Below are 23,530 nucleotides of genomic sequence, written 5' to 3' on the forward strand. Positions count from 1 at the left end.
CATTCTTATATTACGTATTTAAAAACTTGCTATAAGTGCAGATAAGGTCAGGAAAATATCAGTTAAGGACATGAGGAGAAATAAAACACTGTTTTATTTCGACGCAAGAGAAATAAATAATAACAATGCTTTTTCGATGCCAGAGAAAAGAACAATAAGTAAAATCATTTTTTCGACGCAAGGGAATAAAGCACTGCTTTATTTCGACGCGAGAGAAAAAGATAATGAATGAAATCATTTTTATGACACAAGAAACCCATATAAAAAATCATCATGCATAAAAAAAGCGCTCTAAAAGAGCGCTTTTTTCACACAATTAATACTTATGCAGTTACTTTAGCAACAACACCAGCACCAACTGTACGACCACCTTCACGGATCGCAAAACGTAGACCTGGGTCCATTGCGATTGGGTGGATCAATTCTACTGACATTTCAACGTTGTCACCAGGCATTACCATTTCCACGCCTTCTTGTAATTGGATTGCGCCAGTTACGTCAGTTGTACGGAAATAGAATTGTGGACGGTAACCGTTAAGGAATGGAGTATGACGGCCACCCTCTTCTTTAGAAAGTACGTATACTTCTGCGTCGAATTTAGTATGCGGTTTGATTGTACCTGGTTTAGCAAGTACTTGACCACGTTGAACGTCTTCACGTTTAGTACCACGTAGAAGAACACCACAGTTCTCGCCAGCACGACCTTCGTCAAGCAATTTACGGAACATTTCTACGCCAGTTACAGTTGTTTTAACTGTATCTTTAATACCAACGATTTCAACTTCTTCGCCAACTTTAACGATACCCGCTTCAACACGGCCTGTTACTACAGTACCACGACCTGAAATTGAGAATACGTCTTCGATTGGCATCAAGAATGCTTTGTCGATCGCACGTTCTGGTTCAGGAATGTAAGAATCAAGCGCAGCAACCAATTCGATTACAGCAGATTCGCCATACTGACCTTGGTCACCATTAAGTGCAGCAAGCGCTGAACCACGGATGATTGGAGTGTCATCACCTGGGAAGTCATAAGTAGAAAGAAGTTCACGAACTTCCATTTCTACCAATTCAAGTAATTCTTCATCATCAACAAGGTCACACTTGTTAAGGAATACAAGAATGTAAGGTACACCAACCTGACGAGAAAGAAGGATGTGTTCACGAGTCTGTGGCATAGGACCATCAGTCGCAGCACATACAAGGATCGCGCCGTCCATTTGAGCAGCACCTGTGATCATGTTTTTAACATAATCGGCGTGACCTGGACAGTCTACGTGAGCGTAGTGACGAGTTGGAGAATCGTATTCTACGTGTGAAGTATTAATGGTAATACCACGTGCTTTTTCTTCTGGTGCAGAGTCAATTGCTGCGTAATCTTTCGCTTCACCGCCGTAAGTTTTTGCACAGATTGTTGCAATTGCAGCAGTTAAAGTTGTTTTACCATGGTCGACGTGACCAATTGTACCCACGTTTACGTGTGGCTTATTACGTTCAAACTTAGCCTTAGCCATGATGATCTTCCTCGTTTACGTCGAACACGGTCTTAAACAACTCAGCTTCGACAGGTCGCCTAAAAAACTAAACACCCAATACTTGAAAAGCAGACTAATAAGCCTGCTTTTTAAAAACTTTGTGACCAAGTCACTAAACTGTATATCTGGAGCTCTTATCCAGATTTGAACTGGAGACCTCTCCCTTACCAAGGGAGTGCTCTACCACTGAGCTATAAGAGCAATAAAATCTTCGATGGAGCGGGAGACGAGGGTCGAACTCGCGACATGCAGCTTGGAAGGCTGCCGCTCTACCAACTGAGCTACTCCCGCATTATTGGTACAACCACACTGTATCGAATTTCTTAAATTGGTGGTGAGGGAAGGATTCGAACCTTCGAAACTTTCGTAGCGGAGTTACAGTCCGCCCCCTTTGACCGCTCGGGAACCTCACCACATACACTTATTTCAGTGTCACTCTTCAACTTAACCATTCAAACACTCTAAGATGGTGCCGGCACACGGATTCGAACTGTGGACCTACTGATTACAAGTCAGTTGCTCTACCAACTGAGCTATGCCGGCGTTTCTTAGTGTTTCGTACGTTTCGTATCGGAACGGTGTGCAGTTTAGCAAAACTTGAAATCCGTGCAAGTGTTTTTTTCAAAAAAAACGCCAAAAACTCACAAAATCAATCCATTTGACGATAATTCAACCGCTTTGATCACTGCGCGAGCTTTTATCTGGGTTTCATTCCACTCAGATTCAGGATTTGAGTCTACCACCAGCCCCGCTCCTGCCTGTACATAGACCTTATTTTCACGAATCACACAGGTACGAATGGCAATCGACATGTCCATTTCACCATGCCAGCCTAAATAACCGACAGCACCACCAAAAACACCGCGTTTTACTGGCTCAACTTCATCAATAATTTCCATGGCACGGATTTTCGGCGCGCCAGAAAGTGTTCCTGCCGGGAAAGTCGCTTTAAAAACATCCAAGGCATCGACATCATCGCGAACTTCACCCTGTACATTGGAGACAATATGCATCACATGTGAATAACGCTCGATCACCATTTGATCAGTGACTTTCACTTTGCCAATTTTTGACACGCGTCCAACATCATTTCGCCCCAAGTCAATCAGCATTAAATGTTCAGCAATCTCTTTTTCATCAGAAAGCAAGTCTTGCTCAAGTGCCAAATCTTCTTCTTTGGTCTTGCCACGTGGACGTGTACCGGCCAGTGGACGAACCGTGGCAATGCCATTTTCCAGACGTGACAGAATTTCAGGAGAAGATCCGACAATATGGAACGGTTTTTTATTGTCTAAGGTTTGCCCTTGCACCAAGAACAAATACGGCGATGGATTGAGATGACGAAGCGCACGATAAACCTGTAAAGGCTCACCATCGAAATCCGACACCATACGATGACCCGGCACCACTTGCATCACATCGCCTGCACGAATGTATTCTTTTACTGTTTCAATCGACTCAAGGTACTTTTCTTTGCCTGTGAGGGATTCAAAATGCGGTGCCGTATGTTTTTTCGCTTGCAGGCTAATCGGTTGAGCTAATACCGCTTCCAATTCATCTAATTGTTGTTGTGCCTTGGCATAGGCATCTGGGCCGTTCACATCAGCATGCACAATTAAGAATAAAGTGTCTTTTAAGTTATCAAATACAATCACTGTTTTAGACAGCATCATCCAGATATCCGGCAAACCGACTGGATCGGCTGCTGGCACATTGGTTAAACGTGGCTCGATGTAACGAACTGAATCATAGCCAAAGTAACCGACCAAGCCACCGGTAAAACTCGGCAAGGCTGGCAAGTCCTGTTGCGTTGGTACATGGAACTGGGCCTGAAAATCGCGGATGTATTGGAATGGATCGCTACAGGCTTGGGTTTCAATTGAACCATCAGCTTGTTGAATAGTCAAAACACTTTCATTGCATGAAAAAACAGTGGACTCACCCAAGCCAATAATGGAATAACGCGCCCAGTTTTCCCCGCCTTCAACCGATTCAAACAAATACGCTTGTTGATGGTCTTTAAGACGTGCAAACACTGAAAGTGGTGTTTCAGTATCAGCTAAACGCTGACGATAAACCGGAATAAGGTTGTAACCGTCAGATTTTAAGCTGTCGAATTGAGTTTGAGTGGTCATGAGGATTCTCTATGTTTTCGATATGGGCGGGTTTTAAGTTCGTTTTGGTATTATCTGACTTAGTGTCGCCATCGAAAAACCATACAATTTCTCATTCCAATATCCTTACTTTTAAATTATTTCGCGAGTAATTCTGTTAAATCATCAACCACTTGCTGTGGCTGGCAATCATGAATATCTTCACCATGATTATAGCCATAGCTCACCACAATACAATCCACTCCTGCACGTCGTGCTGCTTCGACATCATTACTAGAATCACCAAGCATCAACACCTGTTCTTTTGCCAGTTGATATTCATCAACACAATAAAGTAACTGACGTGGATGCGGTTTGCGTTCTTCAAAGCGATCGCCACCAATCACATCGACAAAGTATTTGCTTAAACCCAAAGATTCCACAATCATGCGCGCAGGTTGTTCTGGCTTGTTGGTCACACAGATCATTTGTTTATTATTACTTAAACCCCATTCAAGAAAATCCACCACCCCATTAAAAGGCTGGGTATCCACACATGGCTCAGCATTATAAATTCTTAAAAAAGTCTCTAATAATTGTTGATGTTGCGCCGGATCAACCTCTCCGGTTAAATACTGCAAAGTGCTATGACAAAAAAGGGAGGTGCCTTTACCCACCCAAGTCCGAACCTGTTCTTCTGTCACTGCCGGTAATTGCAAAACATTCAGGCTCATATTCATGGCACGATATAAATCAGATGCTGAATCCACCAAGGTGCCGTCCAAGTCAAATAGAATAAGTTCACGACTTGCCAATTTTGCTACAGACATCTTCTTCCTCTCATGATTTATCTCACCCAAACACATCTAACCAAATAATTAAGGCATGCGATTGCATGCCTTAATTATAGAACCTGCAGACACTTATTTAAAGAATAACCACGCAATGATTGCAAGGATAATCAATGCAATAATGGTCATTAAGCCAACTGATGCATTTTTTTGCTCTTCTTTAGCTTGCTCTACACGCGATACTGGTGCTTCAACCACTATTGGCTCTTGCTTCTCTGGAATGGCACTCAAGTCCACACCTTCAGGAATTGGGGCTGGCTTTGGCACACCAACATTGGTGGGCATACCGTCACGGGTCACATTCACACTGCTATCACGCTCTTTCAGCTCCGGCATACCTTGATCATTCATGTGTTGTGCGACTGTTTTAGATGCTTCCTCCGCTTCTGCAGCTGCAGTTTCAGAAACAGCAACGGCTTCTGAAGGCTGCTCAACAGCAGGAATCTCTTCTGTTTCTGCCACTACAGGTTCAAGCGCAACTGCAGCTGATTCAATTACGACACGTGCAATGTCTTTTGCAGGTTCCAGTACCGAAAACTTCAGACTGGCAAACTGGATGATATCGCCTTGTTTCAACAAGGTTTCATGCTCAATCCGTAAATCATTGACGAATGTGCCGTTAGATGAATTTAAATCCTGCAGCCACAAGGCCTGCTCTTTCAGCAAGAAAGCCGCATGCTTGCGTGAGATTTCCCCGGCTTGCAATACAATATCTGCGCTCTGATGACGACCGACCAACATATCACGGTCGATGCTAATTTCTTGTCCCGTCAATTCACCGGTAATTGCTTGTATTTTCCAAGTCATGAAATGCACTTCTCTTTGCGATTTTTTCTCATCATATCACGGCAAATCTGCAATTCTTTACACACTCTGTTAAGAACCTGATCGAATCGTGGTCGTAGTTACGGTGTTTTTAGTTCTTTCAACCTCAGATTTGGGTACTTGGATCACTTGCCTTTGTACCATTGGCTCAATCGCTACAGGGGTGGTAATCGTAGCGGCATTGGACTTATTTTGTCCACCTGAGGGTAGCGTTTGATAACCTGGTACTTTTGCAGCTGAAGGCGTTACCGGTAGACGTTGTTGATAAATATCATCCACATTTTCCGGTAACTTCGAGAAAGTACCATCCTGATCCATCGCCAACTGCAAGCTATACAATTGACTATAACGTTGCTGAGACAAACGCTTCACATCTTTAGCATCACCGACAATGGTGGGATGGATAAAGACCAATAAATTGCGTTTTTCATTGGATTTAACGTCAGATCTGAACAAACGCCCAATTCCCGGAATAGCGCCCAATCCCGGTACGGACTGGCGACCCTGAAGAGAATTATCCGAAATCAAACCGCCTAAAACGATGGTTTGACCATGCTCAGCCAAAATCGAGGTTTTTATTGCGCGTTTACTGGTGACTAAATCCTGAGCCTGTCCGCGATCACGGGCTACAGCAGAAACTTCCTGCTCTACTTCTAAACGGACTGAACCACCTTCACCAATATGCGGCACCACTTTTAAAGTCACACCGACATCTTTACGTTCAACCGTAGTATATGGATTAATGCCGGCTGTGGTAGTCGCAACGGAACCTGTGACAAAAGGTACGTTCTGCCCCACCACAATATACGCTTCTTCATTGTCCATGGTCACAATGGATGGCGTGGAGAGTAAATTAGACTTGGTTCTACTGTTTAGTGCCTGAATCAGTGCACCATAAAGTTTACGTGAACCATTACTGCCTTCTTTATAATCGGCAAGAACCAATGAAGTACCTTTTAATCCGGCTGCTGCAGCACCTAAACCGGCAGAACCACCCGTTAAATAACCACCTGCCAGGCTGGCTAGACTTGCCCCTGCATTATCAAAGCTAATTAATCCAATACCACTACTTAAGTCACCCAAGGCCCATTGCACACCGAGTTGATCAGCATCACTTCCCTCAACCTCAATGATGGCCGCCTCGATTAATACCTGTTGACGACGAATATCAAGCTGCTGAATTGCTGATTCAATTTCACGCATCAATTGCGGATCAGCTTTCACCACCAATGCGTTCTGGCTGTCATCGGCAATAATACTGACACCATTGCCATTAAAACTGCTGATACTATTTTGATTATTACTGTTCGACCCACCACCCAAGTTAATACTTGGGGTTGAAATATTTGATGAGCCGCTAGTTGAATTATTCGAGTTGTTATTGCTGAGATTATTCATCGCATTATTACTATTCGACGATGAACTATTCGAATTTGATGAACTGGATATAGCCTGACCGGTGACCAAGCCCTGTAAAATTTCAGCCAGACTTTTCGCACTGGCATATTTTAACCGAAAGACTTTGAGCCCCCCTAAACGATCTGCCGCAGGCACATCCAGCATTTCAATCATTTGGCGAATGCGTTTACGGGTGGCAGTATCGCCTTTCAGCACAATCCTGTTGGTACGCGTATCGGCAATGATGCGGATCCGCGAGCCTTTTAAATCTCGTGCTGCTCCGGTCGAACTCATTGATTCGAGCAAACCAATCATTTCTTCCGCTTGACTCGACTGCAGGGTCACAGTCTCGATATCGTTTTGTCCGGTACCATCTAAATTACGGATAATGGTTTCAAGCTGATAAATATTATTGGCACGGTCTGAAACAATCAGTGCATTGGTTCCCGCAACCGCTGATAAATGCGCGAACTGCGGCATTAAAGGACGAATCGCAGGGATCAGGTCATTGGGATTGGTATTTTCAAGCCAAATCACCCGAGTCACAATCTGATCACCCGTGGCACGTTGCTTGGCATCATAAGGAATACCGGAGCTTTTAACATTGCTATCAGGTACCAGTTTGATGGTATTGCCCGAAGGAATCGCCACCACACCATTCACATTCAATACACCCAGAAATAACTCGTAAACTTCAGCTTTATTTAAGGGTTTATTCGAAATGACCGTCACATTGCCACGTACACGCGGATCTACAGCAAAATTCTTCCCGGTAATATCTGCAACTTCATTAATAAATGCAGTTAAATCAGCGTCACGTAAATTGATTTTCCATGTCTGTGCATGGCTTGCAGTGCTCACCATAGCAATAAGTGGTGCAGCTGCAAATAAGATCCAAACTGAACGATGATGATTAAATAAAGCCATAAAATTCCGTGCTTCCTAACCCTATAATGTGACAATGCATCACTTAAAAATTCTGTTGTATGGTCATCACCTGATCACCACGCTTTATTTCCAATTTAACCTGACCTTCGCGTCTCGCCTGTTCCAGCAACTGAGCATCGCTTTGTCCCTGCCCCACAGCCTGTCCATTTAAAGACATAATCCGGTCACCCGGTTGCAAACCCAGCTTGCTGCGTAATGCTGCAGGAGTTCTTGAAGTCACTTCATAGCCCCCGCTTGCCGTATTCACCCCCATATCTTTTAAATATTGCTCACGGTCTTCCTGTATTTTTTGTACTGCTTGTCCCAGAGCACTATTTTCCTGACTCGGCACTGCTTGAATCGATTGATGATTTGAGCTTGAAGCATTCACTACCGGTTGAACAATGGCTTGATCCAGTCCATTTTCAATCCTTTTAAAGGGTAACTCTCGGGTGGTACCATTGTTTTGGCGTAATACCACACGATCCCAATACACTTCAGCCAACTGGTAAGAGGTGGTATCAATACTTTCCCCCACACGATAGCGATCTGCCACTTCATTTACTTTAATCACCGCAGAAGAAAATTGACTTGGATAGCCAACCACCACACCCTGCAATACAAGGTTTATGTTCTCGTCCGCAGCAGCGCTCTTTCCAGCTTCTTGAAACAGTGCAAATGAAGATAGATTAGGGACTTGTGATTGTTGTGAGCCTAATTCCACCCGCTCTAACTGTATCACTTGAGGAGGAGCCATCAACAACCAAAAAATACTCGCCAACTTCCAGCATAAATATAAAATCAGCAGTGCCAGTAATATCGGTGCAGCACGATCTGCCTGTTTCCAATTTAACTGTTGAATTTTTTCGATCCATTCATTCATTAGAAGCCACCTTTCAACAAAGGTTGGCGCGAACTAATGACATAGGTATCTAAACCCGCTTTACCTCCATAGGAAGCAATATTCATCAATAAACGTTGCGTCAATTGCACATCAAGCATCAAGCTTGGATCCAGCTCTAAAGCAATCAGCTTTTGATCACGCTGGTCACGAAGATCAAACATCAGCTTGTTATTTTCATCTGACAGTTTTCCTTTCAATGACGGCATATTCATTCGATCCTGTCGCTGAGCATAGGTATAAATCAACTCACCACCCGCCCACTGCAATTGACCATCTGCCTGGGAAAAACCCTGCTCTTTTTTATAGTTAAAATCGATATCCTGTAGTTGAATGGCATTTGTAGGCCACTGCCAATCCACCAGATTCTTTAAGGTTTCAGGTGCAATTTGGCCATTCAAACCTTGAATCATGACTTTCTTGCCCAAGCCATAACCCACAACCCCATCAAGCTGGGTATGCCCACTATGGACTTCGACATGTGCTCCTAAACGCAGCAAAAACAGATCCAATGGCCGTGTTTTCCAACTTAACGACCCTCTTAGATTCCCTTTATGCCAATCTGCTTGCCCCTGCCAAATATTGCCGCTTACATTTTGCAAGACTTGGTTGTTTTTATAAAATTTTGAAATGAGCCAAGCCGCTGGAATTTGGAGTAATACGAAAATAAAAAAAACGATGATGGTAAAGATCCACCACGTGATGTATTTGGGTTTCTTTATCATCCCACCACGACCAACATATCTATTCTTCTTCCCTGAGCCACGATATTATCTTTCTATACACATTATGCACACTTTTTCCACAACGCCAATTCAAAGATATAAAAAAACCAAGCATATGTGCTTGGTTTTTTTAGCCTAATCCAACTGGATGACAATCTCATGAATTCTAAAATTAGATGAGGAAGTCTTCCAGTTTTGCACCGTTTTCGAGTTCAGCAACCAACCAACGTGGTTGTTTACCGCGACCCGTCCAAGTCTCAGATGGATTGTTTTTACTACGGTAACGTGGCTCTACAGATTTACGTGTGCTTTTTTTGCGTTTAGTTGCACCAAACTCTAAGATTTGTTCAATCGTCAAACCGACATTATCTGCAATATCTAAAATTTGCTGATAAGCATCTTCAACAGCTTGATCTTTTTTAGAAGCAATTAATGCTTCAGCTTCAATTTGTAAACGCTTTAACTCTTCAACAGATAAATTACTAATGTCCGGCATCATATTAACTCCCAAGAATAGATTTTATATATTATTTATTCAAACTCGATCATAATATTTTTATTATCTAAAATATTCAATACAAAAATTTAAATAAATAACAATATTTAAAAGGATTTCACACATCTATATATCTCTATATTTATTTATGAAACCTTTTTTAATAGTTTTAAATTTGATGATTTACGATCATCTCAATTTCAGTCACTTTTTCTCGAATCACAGCAGGTATTTCAGTTTTATTCATATTTTCTTTATTTACACAAACGATGACCGCTTCACTCAATGCAACTACCGTTTGTTGCACCTCACTCCATAATAAATAACTCATACGCAGTGCACTATTACGCATTTCCTCAACACGCACCCCAATTTTAAGCTGGTCTGGATAAAATACTGGACGAATATATTTGCACTGATTGGATGCAACCACCGTATAAACATCTTGTTGAAAAATATTAAGTTCATCCATATAACGAATGCGGGCACTTTCAATATAACGATAATACATGACGTTATTTACATGCCCAAAAGCATCCATATCTCCCCAAGCGACTGACTGCTCATAAACAACAGGATAATCTGACAGGGTTAACATTTATTTGGCCTCATATTTTTATTTCAACAAAATTTGCATTATTTTCAAATATTAAATTTAACTGCTTAATTAAATCATCCTGACCTTTTAAAGTAGATTTAATTCTTAAATAATTCATCATTACATTATCTGGGTATAGTTCAAGCAATTTATCCGCTTCAACATAACGTGCGGTTGCATCGTATATATGCCATTTTGCAAAGGTAAACACCGGCAAAGAAGGATATTTATTTTCCCAATAGTCAATTCGTTGCTCAACCCTTAAATAATCAGGGTTTTGTTTCAATAATTGCTGTTGAAACCATAAATAAAAAACGTCTTGATTAAACTGCTCATCTAACAAATGTAATGCCAAGTCTTCATGTTGCTGACTCATTTCTGGCATACGAGATAACAGCTTTAACCATAAAGTTTTTATCTCATAATTGCGACTATAAATTTGATCTTGCAAGTCTAAATAACGTTGTTGTAAATTTTGTAAATCCTCAACATGAGCCTGATCAAAATCAAGTAATAACTGTTGTAACCATTCCTGTTTGGTTTCAGTGCCTAAATGACCATATTTAGTCGAACGCAAATACATCCATGGAAATTGAAGGGCAAACTTTCCCCATAGCGCTGTTAAGCGTAAATCATAGGCACTTTTGACATCCTTTAACCATGGCGAAAGCTCATGCTGATTTAAAAACTCAAGATGGGTTAAGGCTTGCTCTCCATCATTTTGAGCCAAGTAAATTTCAATACGTTGGATTTCGGCCAATTCAAATGCCATGGCATTGCTTTGATTTAATATTGCAAGGGCTTGTGGATATTGCTGCTGCATCCAATACAATCGTGAAGCAATAATGCCTTTTAATAAACCTGATTGCGAAAATACCCCTCGAATAAATTCATGCTGGTCTTTAGCTGCTTCTAATAACCACACCACGGCCAACTGTTCATAGGGATGTAAATTTTTAAAATTAAAAACAGTTTCTAGCTTTCTTTGTTCTCGGGTTAAATAGCGCTTGATTGCCAACCATAGCAATTGAATCATTAAGCTCAGGCAGGCCAGGAAAATAAAAATGACCCAGATGTTGGTTTGAATTTGCCATTCACGCCAATATAAATAAACATAACCTACGCCATAACCATAACTTAAAACACTCAATCCGGCGATTATAATCAAGCTGATAAAAGCATAGGCAAGCAAAACCTGTTTCATTGATTCATCACCCCAATAATGCACGCGTATTTAAACTTGGCGTCGGAACAACAGTAAATCCTTTTATTTTTTGGATATTCTGAATCAGTTGGCGCGCTCTCTCATCCGGTATTTGATTTAACAATTGGATAATTTCAGTCAGCGATTCTTGGTATTCTAAATATTGACCTTGCTGTAAAGCCTGATGCGCCAATAATAATCGGAGTTGCGCCTCTTTTAAAATCAATGGACGTTGCATTAAAGCTACGGCAGGTTGTTTTGCAGGCTCAATCACCAGCCAGCGCTGCCAAAAATATTTACTTTGGGGTTGGCTTGAACTTAATTGTGGCGTATTTATTTCTTGAGTTAATGCTTGATCCAGTTGGTGTATTAAATCATCCACTTTTGCCTGCTGCGCCACTCGGGTGCTTGCAAACTGCTGAATCACTTGCTGATCTTTTAAAATCACCTGATGCAAACTCTGCTTGAGTGATGGTGCTAATGCATATTGCTCTAAATTGCGATCTAAATACATTAACTTATCTAAGGCTTCATTCAGTTTTTGCTGTTTCAGCATAAATTCAATCAAATCCAGCTGCTGTTTAATCACCACAATTGGATCAATGCTGGATGCTTCGATGGTTTTTAAATCATGTTCTGCTTGAGCACCTTGCGCTACTGCCCCACCCTCAGCATTCACATGACGCTGTAAAGCCACAAGTTGATCATTTAAATTTGCATTGCTTTGTTCAATACGATGCAGGCTGCTGCTTAATTCTGTTTGTTGTGCAGAGATATTAAATACCTCATAACTTAATTTTATAATCCAGAGCAAACTTAAAATGAGTAATAAAATGAGAATTTTCTTCATGTGTTCCCTTGCACAACAACAATCTGCTGCAAAATTGAATCTGTTTTTAAATCAGGTAATCGCGTGATATTAAAACATGCGAATTGATTTTTTTTATAATCCGAAACAACTTGATACAAGCGCTCACCAAGAACAAAGTAATGTCCTTTTGCAATAATCGCGTCTTGACCTTGCATCAACTTAATCCAGTTTAGCCAGCTCGCTTCACTGCTCACCACCATTGCATACTCTGGCTCTTGTTCCAATAAAGGCAGTACATCAGGAAGATTCTGCTGAGTGAGTAGAGGACAACGGCGCTCATATAAAATAAAATTTAAAATATGCATGCCTTGCTGTTTTAACTGATCCATCATAAATGGACGACCACCCTCACCACGCCAAAAAGCGATGCACGTTCCAGCATTCATGCTTTTAAGCATTGGAAGTTGCAACATCCCTTCCGATGTTTCAACCAAAGGCACTTCAGCAGTAATTCCATAAGTAGCTAAAGCTTGCGCCGTGGTTTCACCTACTGCAATCCACTGGATCTGCCGAAGTTCATCAAGAGTAATCGAGGCTTGTTTTAAATAATCCATGCCTATTTGAACCGCAGTCGGACTCACCACCACGATCACCTGAGCAGACAGCAACTGCTGATACAACTCAGATAATGCCACTGACCAAGGTCGAGCCACCAATTCCAGTAACGGCAAATCCAAAACAGGAACTTGAGCCATACGTAAGGTACGACTCAATTTTTCCGCACGATCTTGAGGACGGGTATTAATAAACAACATATTAATAGAGTGCTTTAAGCAAATCACCCGCACCTTGTTCTAGCAATTGCTGTGCGAGACTCACCCCCAACTGTTCAGCTTGTTCTGGCGTGCCACTGAGTTCAACTTTTAGCAGTGTTAAACCATCTACACTTCCCACACGACCTTCTATATGGAGTTGCCCTTGATTTAAAGTGGCATAACCTGCGATTGGCACTTGGCAACCGCCCTCTAAATAGGCATTGAAAGCGCGTTCTGCACGAACACAAACATCGGTTTCATCATGTAAAAGCGGTAAAATAAGATCCAGTACCGCTTGGTCTGCCGCGCGACATTCCAAGCCGAGTGCGCCCTGTCCAACTGCTGGCAAACTGATTTCAGGCTGCAGGGTATGACGAATACGTTCAGCCAACCCCAAGCGTTTTAAACCCGCACTCGCCAAAATAATGGCATCGTACAAACCTGAATCCAGTTTCGATAAACGCGTTCCGACATTGCCGCGCAAATCAATAATATTTAAATCAGGACGTTGTTTTAAAATCTGGGATTTACGGCGTAGGCTTGAAGTCCCGACTTTTGCACCCTGTGGTAATTCATCAAAACTGTGATAGGTATTGGAGACAAAAGCATCCAGAGGATCTTCACGTTCACAAATCACCGGCAAGCTCAAACCTTCAGGCAAGGCCATGGGTACATCTTTCATCGAATGAACCGCCAAGTCTGCACGACCATCCAGCAATGCTGCTTCTAACTCTTTAACAAATAAACCTTTACCACCAATTTTTGCCAAAGGCGTATCCAGGATTTTGTCACCCTGAGTCACGAAGGTTACCAACTCAACTTTAAGATCAGCATGCAATGCCTCTAAACGGGCACGAATATGTTCAGCCTGCCATAATGCAAGCGGGCTTTGTCGAGTTGCAATCTTCAAAATCTTCATAAATTTTAGAAACAGTCAATGTAAGTACGTTATTCTAAACTTAACGTGCTGACTTGAAAATGCAAGTGAATTTGCACAGTTGTTGTCACCAAAATCATGTAAAGAGATTTACATTTTTTGTATTCGTTCTCTTAAATTGGGTAAATGACGTCGGCTGACCGCCAGGCGCTCCTCCAATTCACGACAACGCACCTGATACTGCCCCGAACTAATCACTTCAAGTCCGTCTAGAAAATGCACTGAAACCAAGGCATTACGATGAATTCGAACAAATTGGTCGCCAAATTCATTTTCCAGGTCTTTCAAGGTTTCATCAATCAATACGCTGCCATTTTTATGACGTACCGTGACATATTTTTGATCTGCTAAAAAATAATAAATATTTTCCACAGGCACCAGCTCTACCCCACGGTAGGTTTTTGCCACAATTTGATGGCGTTTTATATTGATTTCGTTCATATCTTCTTTTTGTTTTAAAGTGCTCATTTGTGCTTGAGTCAGTTTGGTTAAATGATCTAAAACCTGTTGTAATTCTTGCTGCATCACCGGTTTTAATAAATAGCCTTCTGCATGCGACTTAAATGCATCCAAAGCATGTTCATCATAAGCAGTACAAAAAATAATCGCGGGCATAGGTTCTAGCTGACGCAAATGCTGGGCACAGCTTAAACCATCCATTTCAGGCATTTGAATATCTAACAACACGACATCTGGCTCATAAAACTGAACCCTATCAATCGCCTGCTGACCATGAGTGGCGGTTGCAACCACTTGATGTCCCAGTTGTGTGACTAAACGTGATAAGCGCTCTACAGCGAGAGGTTCATCATCACAAATCAGGATGTCCATTTTTCCTCCTTTCACAGTTACCATGATTTTTTTTATAGGTTAACTATGATTTTTTATTTATATCGATATTGCACAACTGTGGTAAATATTCCCTTTCCCGCGTATGTCTGAAAGATCACAGTCCGTCCATAATAAGCCTCTAGACGCTGTTTCACATTTTCAACTGCAATACCATTTCCTTGTCGTATATTTATTTTATCCTGTGTATGGGGGTTAGTAATGACTATATTGACTTGATTTTGCAATATTTCAACCAATATGCTTATCGTACTCTTTGTTAAAAATTTTTCAACTCCATGAAAAATACTATTTTCCACTAAAGGTTGTAAAGTTAATAACGGAATTTGTATCTGAGAAAACAGAACTTCATCGTCATATTTCCACTCTACGCTTAAACGATCCCCCAAACGCATCTGCTCAATGGCCAAATAATGCTGACATAATTCAATTTCATCTTTTAAGCGAACCAGTTTAAGTTCTTTAAAACTCGCACGAAATAGCCGTGATAAATTCAGTAACATTTGCTCTGCCTTATCCGGATCAATGGTAATTAAACTGATTACCGTATTTAAACTGTTAAACAGAAAATGCGGATGAATTCGCGCTTGCATGGCCTGAATACGTGCATGTAATTCACTATTTTGCTGGCGTGCCCATTGCTCGCGCAAATACAGATAGCGGAAACAGAATGTCCCGATCAGCACGCCATAACTGAGATGCAGCACCACACCATCCAGTAAAACATCGCTGCTTAAATTGTGGATTTGAAAATTTTGTCCAAAATAAATCAAACCATTCAGCACGATGGTGGTCAATAAAATAATCATCTGCAATAAAATAAAGCCAACACCTAAGGCTTGCCCAAAACTTAAATGCTGAATTTTTTTCTGAAACAGCTCAACCAAGGCGACAAAAGCCAGCAAAACCCAGTTAATGAACAACATATACTGCAATAAACGCCCTACACTTAAGGCCGTCCAGGATTGTGCTTCTGCCAAAGCTAAAATCATCGCCAAAATATTACTGGCAATAAATAATTCGATTAAATGTTGCCAACGCCCTATTTTCGTAAAAAAATAAGCGTATGGTTTATTTCCCTGTGTATCAGCAAAACTTTGCTCGTCTTGTCCTTCGGCAAGTGAACCTGAATTTGTTATACTGTTTTTAGTTCTAATGCTTTTTATCCTATTGAGCCGACATGACCACATCTTCTAATTCCTCAAATCCGTCACAAACCCAAACTTCGGGTATGTGGGGCGGTCGTTTCTCTGAAGCGACAGACGCTTTTGTTGCTGAATTTACAGCATCTGTACAATTTGACCAACGCTTTTATAAACAAGATATTGCAGGCTCTATTGCACATGCAACCATGCTTGCAAAAGTTGGCGTACTTACCGAGCAAGAACGTGACGATATCATCACTGGCTTGACGGCGATTCAGGCTGATATTGAATCGGGCAACTTTGAATGGCGTGTTGATCTGGAAGATGTCCACATGAACATTGAGTCTCGCCTGACTCAGCGTATTGGCATCACCGGTAAAAAATTACATACCGGTCGTAGCCGTAACGACCAGGTTGCAACCGATATTCGTTTATATGTACGTGACGAAATTGATGCGATTTTAAAATTGCTGGAAAAATTACAAAAAGGTATTTTAGGTTTAGCTGCTAAAAATACCACTACGATCATGCCGGGCTTCACCCACCTGCAAACTGCACAGCCAGTGACTTTCGGTCACCATTTAATGGCATGGTTTGAAATGCTGGTACGTGATTCTGAGCGCTTAATTGATTGCCGTAAACGTGTTAACCGTCTGCCTTTGGGTTCTGCTGCTTTGGCAGGTACAACTTACCCAATTGAACGTGAATACACAGCACAGCTTTTAGGCTTTGAAGCGGTTTGCGAAAACTCGTTAGATGCGGTGTCTGACCGTGACTTTGGTATTGAATTCAATGCTGCTGCATCTTTAATTATGATGCATTTATCACGCATGTCTGAAGAAATGATTCTTTGGACTTCTGCGCAGTTCAAGTTTGTGAACATTCCAGATCGTTTCTGCACCGGTTCTTCAATTATGCCGCAGAAGAAAAACCCGGATGTTCCAGAATTGATTCGTGGTAAAACTGGGCGTGTTTATGGTGACTTAATGAGCTTATTAACGCTGATGAAAGGTCAACCATTGGCATATAACAAAGACAACCAAGAAGACAAAGAACCATTATTTGATGCGATTGATACCGTTCGTGGTTCATTAATGGCCTTTGCCGACATGATTCCTGCACTGGTACCAAACATCGAAATCATGCGTGAAGCAGCACTTCGTGGTTTCTCAACCGCAACCGATCTTGCAGATTACCTGGTTAAAAATGGCGTGGCTTTCCGTGATGCGCATGAAATTGTCGGTAAAGCGGTTGCATTAGGTGTTCAAGAAGCTAAAGATTTGTCTGAGCTCACACTTGAACAACTGCAACAGTTCTCTGATTTGATTCAAGCAGACGTATTTGAAAAAGCATTGACTCTTGAAGCATCTGTCAATGCACGTAACCACATTGGTGGTACTGCACCAGCGCAAGTTGAAGCTGCCATTGTTCGTGCCTATACACGTTTAGAAAAACTTTACGCTTAAGGATGGATGATATGTCTCGACAAGTATTTTGCCGTAAGTATCAAGCCGATATGGAAGGTTTAGATTTTGCCCCCTTCCCTGGTGCAAAAGGTCAAGAATTGTTTGACAGCGTATCTAAACAGGCTTGGCAAGAATGGCTTAAACACCAAACCACGTTGATCAATGAAAAGCGTTTAAACGTGTTTGAACCGGATGCGAAAAAATTTCTAGAAGAGCAACGTGAAAAATTCTTTAGTAACGATGAGTCACTAGAAAAAGCTGAAGGCCTAAAGCCTGAGTAAAATTTAAAGCGCTGCTTTAAATTTTACGCAAGACAAGCAAAGCGCGTAGTTTTGATTGTCAAAAGGGAATCTGAAAAGATTCCCTTTTTAGCTTAGGAGCACTGCTCCGCCACGCCACAAGACCTAAAGTATAGCTTTTAGGTGAGCAAGACAAGGACGAAGTCCGCGTAGGCAGGCATTAAAAAGAAATCTCCATTATTGGAGATTTCTTTTTTAAGCTGCTCTGAAAATCACATAAGATAAGCGAAGCGCGTAGTTTCTAATGTCATAAAGGATTCTTTTAAAGACTCCTTTTTACTTTCAATAGGAGCACCGCTCCACCCTGAGGAATATATTCTGAAAAGAATCCCTTTTATTAAGGGTTTTTGAAATGCGATTTTTTACATCTAGAAATAACTGTAAATCAAAGATACATTTCTCAATAAAACTCTACATTACAATACAATAACCTACATGAAGGATAGAAGACATTATCCTATAATCAGTTTCAAGAAGATGGTTAAACATCTTATAAAAACTATAAATATACCCGATTTCAATCCTAGGTTTCCCCCAAAATCTAGGATTTTTTTTGTGTTCAGATTTTGAAATCCCCTAAAATTAAGATCAAAAAAAAACACCCTAAAACGGGTGCTTTTACTTAATTTTTAAATCTAATTTAGGGCTGCTTTAAATACGGCCATGCAGCTTTCAAATAAATAAACATGGACCACAACGTCAGAATCACCGCGGTATACAGTAAAAGATAAGCCAACGTATCAAGTGGTTGCCAGTTCAGTAAAAACACTGAAATCGCAATCATTTGAAACGCCGTCTTATATTTACCGACGGTGGATACTGCAACACTGGTACGTGCCCCTAATTCAGCCATCCACTCACGTAAAGCAGATACGGTAATTTCACGTGAAATAATCACAATCGCTGCAAATGCCATGGACATACTTGGTTGCCATTGCACCAAAACAATTAACGCAGCTGCGACCATTAACTTGTCCGCTACCGGGTCAAGAAAACGACCAAATGCCGAGGTTTGATTGAGTGAACGAGCCAAATAACCATCGAACCAATCGGTTACCGCAGCAACGACAAAAATCGCCGTTAAAATAATGTGACGAGTCATGTTACTGTCTTGCTCAGCAACACCAACTGCAGGCGGCCAATAAGCCACCAACAAAAAGACAGGTATTAAAGCTATACGCGCCAAAGTCAAGATATTTGGAATATTCAGGATGCGACCTGTAGTCATAGACACCGCCAATTTTTCCCCTGTATGTACAATGAAAAACCACACATATTTTGAGGATGGATTCATCGTTAATTCAGACTCACTTTATACGAATTGCTATAAAGTGTCACTAGGCAAACACGGTAACTGTCTGTCTGGAAATCGCAATCAGTCGATTCTCGGCATCCCAAAGATGAGCATATTCAGTGGAATACCCTTCTGCTGCATAATCGGTAAATACTTTATATTTAAACCAATCTTGCACATGATTATTCAAAGGGTGAACATAAGTCAGGTGCCAAGTCAGTGAACTAGCCGGTGCGAAGGTTTTAAACATCGGCAATACCCCCGGTGGCCACATATCAAATGCCACCATCAAATCAGCCACGGTCATTTCCCGGTTGTCATGCCGCTCAGGATTAAAACGCATCCAGCCACTAAAATCAGGCTTTTCACTAGCGGTACATGGATATTGACCATCCACCCAGACCAAGTCCATCTGCCCAAAGCATTCCGGTGCTAAAGGATGATGTTGTGTAATTTTCAACTGTTCAGGCATTGGAAATTCAGGTGCAAGTCGTTGCTGTTGCACTGAAATATCCGACTGGCGATGCGTACCAAAACTGGCAATCAAAATACTTTGCACAGCATCGTCCTGCCAGAGCCGCACTTGAACCGTGGTGACAGACTTACCTTGACGTAAAATTTCAGCACTTAATCGAACCGGCGCCATTTGCACTGGACCGACAAAAGTCACACTGGTGCTTAATAGGCGTTTTGAGGGATCAGCAATCGTCACCAATGCCTTTTGCATCATCATCCCTGCGACCAGACCACCATAAATGGTGCGGCCCTGTAACCAGCCTTGCGGAATATTGACCCATTCATTCTGTTCAATTGCGGTAAATAATTGGCGCAGTGACATCCTTCGTCCTTTGGAGTTTTTAATTTGCTCTATCTTTCACTTATTTTGAACTGTTGTGAATGATCAATGACTGCCGCGTCAGTGAGCACTTTGGCCAATCTGCCTGAATTTATTCATGCAAAATCTTATAAATGGTTCTCGCCATCACATCGCCTAAACCGGGAACCAGTTTTAAGTCATTTTCCGAAGCTTTCAATACACCTTGAATCCCACCAAAATGGGTCAACAGCTCACGACGACGTTTAGGGCCAAGACCCGGAATCACTTCCAGTACTGATGAACCACGTTTTTTGTCCCGTTTGGCACGGTGTTTGGTAATAGCAAAACGATGCGCTTCATCACGCACCTGTTGAATCAGATGCAGAGCTTTATGGTCTTCAGGTAATTGAATTTTGGTGCCATCGGTAAAATGTAAGGTTTCTAAACCCGGTTTACGCCCCTCACCTTTAGATACCCCGACCATAAAGGCATCCAGTCCCAGATCCTGCATCACTTGCATCGCCATATGCAATTGTCCTTTACCGCCATCAATCAACAGTAAATCGGGCAACATGGCTTTTTTATAGCGACGCGTCAGCGCTTGGCGCATAGCTGCATAGTCATCCCCCCCAGTAATATCATCAATGGCAAACTGACGATAATCACGTTTGCGCGCACCGCCCGAATCAAATACCACGCAAGAGGCAATGGTGGCTTCACCCATGGTATGCGAGATGTCAAAACATTCAATCCTGTCAATCGGACGACCGACTACCTGTTCAAGCTGATGGAAGCGTTCATTCAGTTCAAAATGATTGGCCAACTGTCCTTTTATGGCATGTTGCACATTCATATTGGCCAGCTCTAACCACTCGGCACGGGTTTCCCGGACATTGTGCTTGATCTGCACTTTCTTGCCGAATTCCTGTTGCAATGCCTGTTCCAATTCTTTGCGATCGGGAATCTCGACATTCACAATCAGTTCAGCAGGCACTTCATCGGCCACCTGAAAATAAAAATTCGCCATGAAGTCAGACAGCATGTGTCCCAGATCATCGCCCAACATATCCGGAAAATAACTTTTACCACCGAGCATTTTTCCGTTGCGCACATGCATAATCTGCACGCAGGTCACCCCGGCATGATAGGCAATCGCCAAAATATCGGCCTCACCCTTGAGTTTATAAATCGCCTGTTGTGATTGCACGTCACGCAGCAGCGCCATACGGTCACGATAAAACACCGCTTTTTCAAATTCCAAAGCTTCTGCAGCTGCTTCCATTTTGGCAATCAGTTCCTGATTCAGCTCTTTGGTATCGCCCTGTAAAAAGCGAATCGAATTTTTAACATCTTCCTGATAATCTTCAGGCGAAATCAAACCGACACAAGGCGCGGTACAGCGTTTGATCTGATATTGCAAACACGGGCGTTTACGCTGGGCAAAATAGCTGTTTTCACATTGGCGCACATTAAACAGTTTTTGTAGCACCACCAAGGTATCACGGGCATTATAGGCACTCGGATACGGTCCAAAAAACTTGCCGACCTGATGATTGCCTTTGCCTCGCCCTGATGCAATGCGCGGGTAAGGTTTGTCACTGGAAACAAAGATATAAACGTAAGATTTATCGTCACGCAGCATGATGTTATACGGCGGACGATGCAGTTTGATCAGGTTCTGTTCCAGCAATAAGGCTTCGGTTTCGGAACGGACAATCAGCGTTTCAATATCATAAATCCGCGCCACCAAAGCCTGTGTTTTCGGATGCTCGATGGTTTTAACGAAATAACTCGACACGCGGTTTTTTAGATTCTTGGCTTTACCGACATACAGCAGCTCGCCATCTTTACCCAGCATCCGGTAAACCCCAGGCAAAGTGGTCATATTGGCTAAAATCTTTTCAATATTTTCACGTGCGTTTTCGTTCACATTCAGCCTTATTCACAATGATGTCTGCTTTGCTACATGATGTGATGGTTTTCACGCCATTTTCAAGCCAATTCGGGATTTTTCCCATAATCATACAAAGTTTTAGCAATCACCTGATTGCTAAAAGCTATAAGTAAATCTGGCTTATTTTGCTATGCTCAAGCCATCTGAAGAATTTGGATCAAACTGAATGACGACCCACAATCATGCCATGCACATCGTTAAACCTGTAACTGCAACGCATAGCACATCTGAAAAAGATAAACTGATTGGCAAGCCGCGTTTTCATTTTGAACCGCTTGAGGTCATGCAGCTATTGAAGCAGCTTATTATTGGACAGGATGCTGCATTACAAGAAATCGAAAAAATGCTGCATGTGGTCAAAGCCGATTTTTCCAGTCCTGAACGTCCTCTATCTGTAACTTTAATGCTGGGACCAACCGGGGTCGGTAAAACCGAAACGGTCCGCCTGATCGCCGAAGCGATTTACGGCCGCCCGGATGCTTTTTGCCGTATTGATATGAACACCTTGGCACAAGAACATTATGCCGCTGCGATTACCGGTGCACCTCCCGGTTATGTCGGTTCCAAAGAAGGTCATAGCCTGTTTGATGAAACAGCGATTGCCGGTTCACATACCCGTCCGGGAATTGTGCTGTTTGATGAACTGGAAAAAGCCTCCACCGAAGTGATTCGTGGCTTAATGAATATACTGGATACTGGAAAACTCACTTTAACGTCCGGCACAAAAACCATCGACTTTCGTAATTGCATGATCTTTATGACCAGTAATGTCGGTGCACAAGCTGCGCAGCAATATCTGGATAAACTGAATTTTCTGCCCCAGAAAATGCAGGATATTTGCCTCAAAAAAATACCGACCCAAAGCATTATTGAAAAAGTGATGTTTAAAAAATTCGATCCTGAATTTTTAAACCGGATTGATCGCACTTTGCATTATCAGGCGGTACAGGAGAATGCCCTGCCGAAGCTGGTGGAGATTGAACTGGAGAAACTCAATCAACGATTACAGCATCAAAAACGTGTTGTGGTTTTAACCGATGCCGCCAAAGCACACTTCTACAAAGATCACGATATCCGTTTTGGCGCACGCCATTTGGCGCGAAAAATGCGAACCGAACTGGAACCGATTCTGGCAGTTTATTTTTTAAATTATCCGGAAAAAGCCCTGCTAACTGTGAGCCATGCGGATGGGCAATTGATGATTCAGCCCGAATAATCATCTAAACAATCCTCTAAATAACCCTCTATGCAGTCAAACATTTGGCAGAGTATTTGAATAAAACTATATTCAGTTTTATTCAAATGAAATACGCATCAACACTGCCGATTTGCAATCTTCAACTTAAACTTTGCAATAATTATGACTTCATTGAGTGAAAAATTGAGCTCAATTGACCATTTTGACTAAAACTGACCAATAAAAAACTTGAAATTAAAAACTTATACCCGATATAAATAGCCACGAAATGATTAAAAAACCTTAATTTAAACAAAAAGTTCATCACATTTTTACAAAGCAAAGTAAAAGCAGAGTGGTCCACTACAAGGGTGTGTTGAAAAAAAATTGATGACCCTTGCGTCACCGCTTGA

At 41.9% G+C, this 23,530-nt stretch carries 21 protein-coding genes and 4 tRNA genes; 3 read left to right on the top strand and 22 right to left on the bottom strand.

Annotated features, from left to right (window positions below; genetic code table 11):
• Positions 1–323: 323 nt before the first annotated feature.
• The 19 genes from tuf to HLH18_RS01075 all read right to left on the bottom strand — a co-directional run bounded on the left by tuf (position 324) and on the right by HLH18_RS01075 (position 16,155).
• Positions 324–1,514, bottom strand: coding sequence for an elongation factor Tu (gene tuf, locus HLH18_RS00985; RefSeq protein ID WP_131291179.1), 1,191 nt, complete (start codon positions 1,512–1,514; stop codon positions 324–326).
• A gap of 147 nt (positions 1,515–1,661) precedes the next feature.
• Positions 1,662–1,736, bottom strand: a tRNA-Thr gene (locus HLH18_RS00990).
• A 14-nt stretch (positions 1,737–1,750) separates the two neighbouring features.
• A tRNA-Gly gene (locus HLH18_RS00995) sits at positions 1,751–1,826 on the bottom strand.
• 38 nt (positions 1,827–1,864) lie between these two features.
• Positions 1,865–1,948, bottom strand: a tRNA-Tyr gene (locus tag HLH18_RS01000).
• Positions 1,949–2,002: 54 nt separating this feature from the next.
• Positions 2,003–2,078, bottom strand: a tRNA-Thr gene (locus HLH18_RS01005).
• A 98-nt stretch (positions 2,079–2,176) separates the two neighbouring features.
• Complete coding sequence (gene trpE, locus HLH18_RS01010; protein WP_171545466.1) at positions 2,177–3,670, bottom strand: anthranilate synthase component I; 1,494 nt, start codon at positions 3,668–3,670, stop codon at positions 2,177–2,179.
• A 116-nt stretch (positions 3,671–3,786) separates the two neighbouring features.
• Positions 3,787–4,458 carry a phosphoglycolate phosphatase gene (locus HLH18_RS01015; RefSeq protein ID WP_171545467.1) on the bottom strand — a complete coding sequence of 224 codons (672 nt, stop codon included), beginning with the start codon at positions 4,456–4,458 and terminating at the stop codon, positions 3,787–3,789.
• Positions 4,459–4,551: 93 nt separating this feature from the next.
• Positions 4,552–5,286 (bottom strand): FHA domain-containing protein, encoded by a 735-nt coding sequence (locus HLH18_RS01020; protein ID WP_171545468.1) that lies wholly within the window; start codon positions 5,284–5,286, stop codon positions 4,552–4,554.
• 69 nt (positions 5,287–5,355) lie between these two features.
• Positions 5,356–7,629, bottom strand: a complete 2,274-nt coding sequence (gspD, locus tag HLH18_RS01025; protein WP_171545469.1) for a type II secretion system secretin GspD — start codon at positions 7,627–7,629, stop codon at positions 5,356–5,358.
• 43 nt (positions 7,630–7,672) lie between these two features.
• On the bottom strand, positions 7,673–8,512 hold the full coding sequence (locus tag HLH18_RS01030) for a type II secretion system protein N (RefSeq protein WP_171545470.1): 840 nt from the start codon (positions 8,510–8,512) through the stop codon (positions 7,673–7,675).
• A complete protein-coding gene (gspN, locus tag HLH18_RS01035; RefSeq protein ID WP_171545471.1) occupies positions 8,512–9,255 on the bottom strand; it encodes a type II secretion system protein N in 744 nt (247 codons plus the stop codon). The genes HLH18_RS01030 and gspN overlap by 1 nt, the downstream gene beginning before the upstream one ends.
• Before the next feature lie 172 nt (positions 9,256–9,427).
• Complete coding sequence (locus tag HLH18_RS01040) at positions 9,428–9,754, bottom strand: H-NS histone family protein (RefSeq protein WP_171545472.1); 327 nt, start codon at positions 9,752–9,754, stop codon at positions 9,428–9,430.
• Between the two features lie 166 nt (positions 9,755–9,920).
• Entirely contained in the window at positions 9,921–10,349 is a 429-nt protein-coding gene (locus tag HLH18_RS01045) for an acyl-CoA thioesterase (RefSeq protein ID WP_171545473.1), read from the bottom strand.
• Positions 10,350–10,359: 10 nt separating this feature from the next.
• Positions 10,360–11,553 (bottom strand): heme biosynthesis protein HemY, encoded by a 1,194-nt coding sequence (locus HLH18_RS01050; protein ID WP_171545474.1) that lies wholly within the window; start codon positions 11,551–11,553, stop codon positions 10,360–10,362.
• Between the two features lie 7 nt (positions 11,554–11,560).
• Positions 11,561–12,403, bottom strand: a complete 843-nt coding sequence (locus HLH18_RS01055) for a hypothetical protein (RefSeq protein WP_171545475.1) — start codon at positions 12,401–12,403, stop codon at positions 11,561–11,563.
• On the bottom strand, positions 12,400–13,179 hold the full coding sequence (locus HLH18_RS01060; RefSeq protein ID WP_171545476.1) for a uroporphyrinogen-III synthase: 780 nt from the start codon (positions 13,177–13,179) through the stop codon (positions 12,400–12,402). Before HLH18_RS01060 ends, HLH18_RS01055 begins: the two co-directional genes overlap by 4 nt.
• Before the next feature lies 1 nt (position 13,180).
• Positions 13,181–14,098: a hydroxymethylbilane synthase gene (gene hemC / locus HLH18_RS01065; protein WP_171545477.1), complete on the bottom strand. Its 918-nt coding sequence runs from the start codon at positions 14,096–14,098 to the stop codon at positions 13,181–13,183.
• A gap of 108 nt (positions 14,099–14,206) precedes the next feature.
• A complete protein-coding gene (locus HLH18_RS01070; protein ID WP_171545478.1) occupies positions 14,207–14,947 on the bottom strand; it encodes a LytR/AlgR family response regulator transcription factor in 741 nt (246 codons plus the stop codon).
• A 53-nt stretch (positions 14,948–15,000) separates the two neighbouring features.
• Entirely contained in the window at positions 15,001–16,155 is a 1,155-nt protein-coding gene (locus HLH18_RS01075) for a sensor histidine kinase (protein ID WP_171545479.1), read from the bottom strand.
• On the opposite strand from HLH18_RS01075, the gene argH reads away from it, so the two are divergent.
• Positions 16,146–17,576 (top strand): argininosuccinate lyase, encoded by a 1,431-nt coding sequence (gene argH / locus HLH18_RS01080; RefSeq protein WP_171545480.1) that lies wholly within the window; start codon positions 16,146–16,148, stop codon positions 17,574–17,576. The two genes, HLH18_RS01075 and argH, sit on opposite strands and share 10 nt — an antisense overlap.
• 11 nt (positions 17,577–17,587) lie before the next feature.
• Positions 17,588–17,857, top strand: a complete 270-nt coding sequence (locus HLH18_RS01085; RefSeq protein WP_171528256.1) for an oxidative damage protection protein — start codon at positions 17,588–17,590, stop codon at positions 17,855–17,857.
• 658 nt (positions 17,858–18,515) lie between these two features.
• Here the strand turns inward: HLH18_RS01085 and pgsA are convergent.
• The 3 genes from pgsA to uvrC form a co-directional block, all read right to left on the bottom strand.
• Entirely contained in the window at positions 18,516–19,103 is a 588-nt protein-coding gene (pgsA, locus tag HLH18_RS01090; protein WP_131290674.1) for a CDP-diacylglycerol--glycerol-3-phosphate 3-phosphatidyltransferase, read from the bottom strand.
• Positions 19,104–19,212: 109 nt separating this feature from the next.
• The gene (locus HLH18_RS01095) at positions 19,213–20,007 is read right to left on the bottom strand and encodes an acyl-CoA thioesterase (protein ID WP_171545481.1); all 795 of its coding nucleotides are present in this window, start codon (positions 20,005–20,007) and stop codon (positions 19,213–19,215) included.
• A gap of 109 nt (positions 20,008–20,116) precedes the next feature.
• On the bottom strand, positions 20,117–21,916 hold the full coding sequence (gene uvrC, locus HLH18_RS01100; RefSeq protein ID WP_171545482.1) for an excinuclease ABC subunit UvrC: 1,800 nt from the start codon (positions 21,914–21,916) through the stop codon (positions 20,117–20,119).
• A gap of 190 nt (positions 21,917–22,106) precedes the next feature.
• Here uvrC and HLH18_RS01105 point away from each other — a divergent pair, with 190 nt between their 5' ends.
• Positions 22,107–23,156 (top strand): AAA family ATPase, encoded by a 1,050-nt coding sequence (locus HLH18_RS01105; protein ID WP_171545483.1) that lies wholly within the window; start codon positions 22,107–22,109, stop codon positions 23,154–23,156.
• Positions 23,157–23,530: the final 374 nt, after the last annotated feature.

The organism is Acinetobacter sp. ANC 5414, assembly GCF_013004295.1.
Taxonomy (GTDB): domain Bacteria; phylum Pseudomonadota; class Gammaproteobacteria; order Pseudomonadales; family Moraxellaceae; genus Acinetobacter.

Coding starts and splice junctions, on each gene's coding strand:
- tuf (WP_131291179.1), bottom strand. CDS start 1,514: ATGGCTAAGGCTAAGTTTGAACGTAATAAGCCACACGTAAACGTGGGT.
- trpE (WP_171545466.1), bottom strand. CDS start 3,670: ATGACCACTCAAACTCAATTCGACAGCTTAAAATCTGACGGTTACAAC.
- HLH18_RS01015 (WP_171545467.1), bottom strand. CDS start 4,458: ATGTCTGTAGCAAAATTGGCAAGTCGTGAACTTATTCTATTTGACTTG.
- HLH18_RS01020 (WP_171545468.1), bottom strand. CDS start 5,286: ATGACTTGGAAAATACAAGCAATTACCGGTGAATTGACGGGACAAGAA.
- gspD (WP_171545469.1), bottom strand. CDS start 7,629: ATGGCTTTATTTAATCATCATCGTTCAGTTTGGATCTTATTTGCAGCT.
- HLH18_RS01030 (WP_171545470.1), bottom strand. CDS start 8,512: ATGAATGAATGGATCGAAAAAATTCAACAGTTAAATTGGAAACAGGCA.
- gspN (WP_171545471.1), bottom strand. CDS start 9,255: ATGATAAAGAAACCCAAATACATCACGTGGTGGATCTTTACCATCATC.
- HLH18_RS01040 (WP_171545472.1), bottom strand. CDS start 9,754: ATGATGCCGGACATTAGTAATTTATCTGTTGAAGAGTTAAAGCGTTTA.
- HLH18_RS01045 (WP_171545473.1), bottom strand. CDS start 10,349: ATGTTAACCCTGTCAGATTATCCTGTTGTTTATGAGCAGTCAGTCGCT.
- HLH18_RS01050 (WP_171545474.1), bottom strand. CDS start 11,553: ATGAAACAGGTTTTGCTTGCCTATGCTTTTATCAGCTTGATTATAATC.
- HLH18_RS01055 (WP_171545475.1), bottom strand. CDS start 12,403: ATGAAGAAAATTCTCATTTTATTACTCATTTTAAGTTTGCTCTGGATT.
- HLH18_RS01060 (WP_171545476.1), bottom strand. CDS start 13,179: ATGTTGTTTATTAATACCCGTCCTCAAGATCGTGCGGAAAAATTGAGT.
- hemC (WP_171545477.1), bottom strand. CDS start 14,098: ATGAAGATTTTGAAGATTGCAACTCGACAAAGCCCGCTTGCATTATGG.
- HLH18_RS01070 (WP_171545478.1), bottom strand. CDS start 14,947: ATGGACATCCTGATTTGTGATGATGAACCTCTCGCTGTAGAGCGCTTA.
- argH (WP_171545480.1), top strand. CDS start 16,146: ATGACCACATCTTCTAATTCCTCAAATCCGTCACAAACCCAAACTTCG.
- HLH18_RS01075 (WP_171545479.1), bottom strand. CDS start 16,155: ATGTGGTCATGTCGGCTCAATAGGATAAAAAGCATTAGAACTAAAAAC.
- HLH18_RS01085 (WP_171528256.1), top strand. CDS start 17,588: ATGTCTCGACAAGTATTTTGCCGTAAGTATCAAGCCGATATGGAAGGT.
- pgsA (WP_131290674.1), bottom strand. CDS start 19,103: ATGACTACAGGTCGCATCCTGAATATTCCAAATATCTTGACTTTGGCG.
- HLH18_RS01095 (WP_171545481.1), bottom strand. CDS start 20,007: ATGTCACTGCGCCAATTATTTACCGCAATTGAACAGAATGAATGGGTC.
- HLH18_RS01105 (WP_171545483.1), top strand. CDS start 22,107: ATGACGACCCACAATCATGCCATGCACATCGTTAAACCTGTAACTGCA.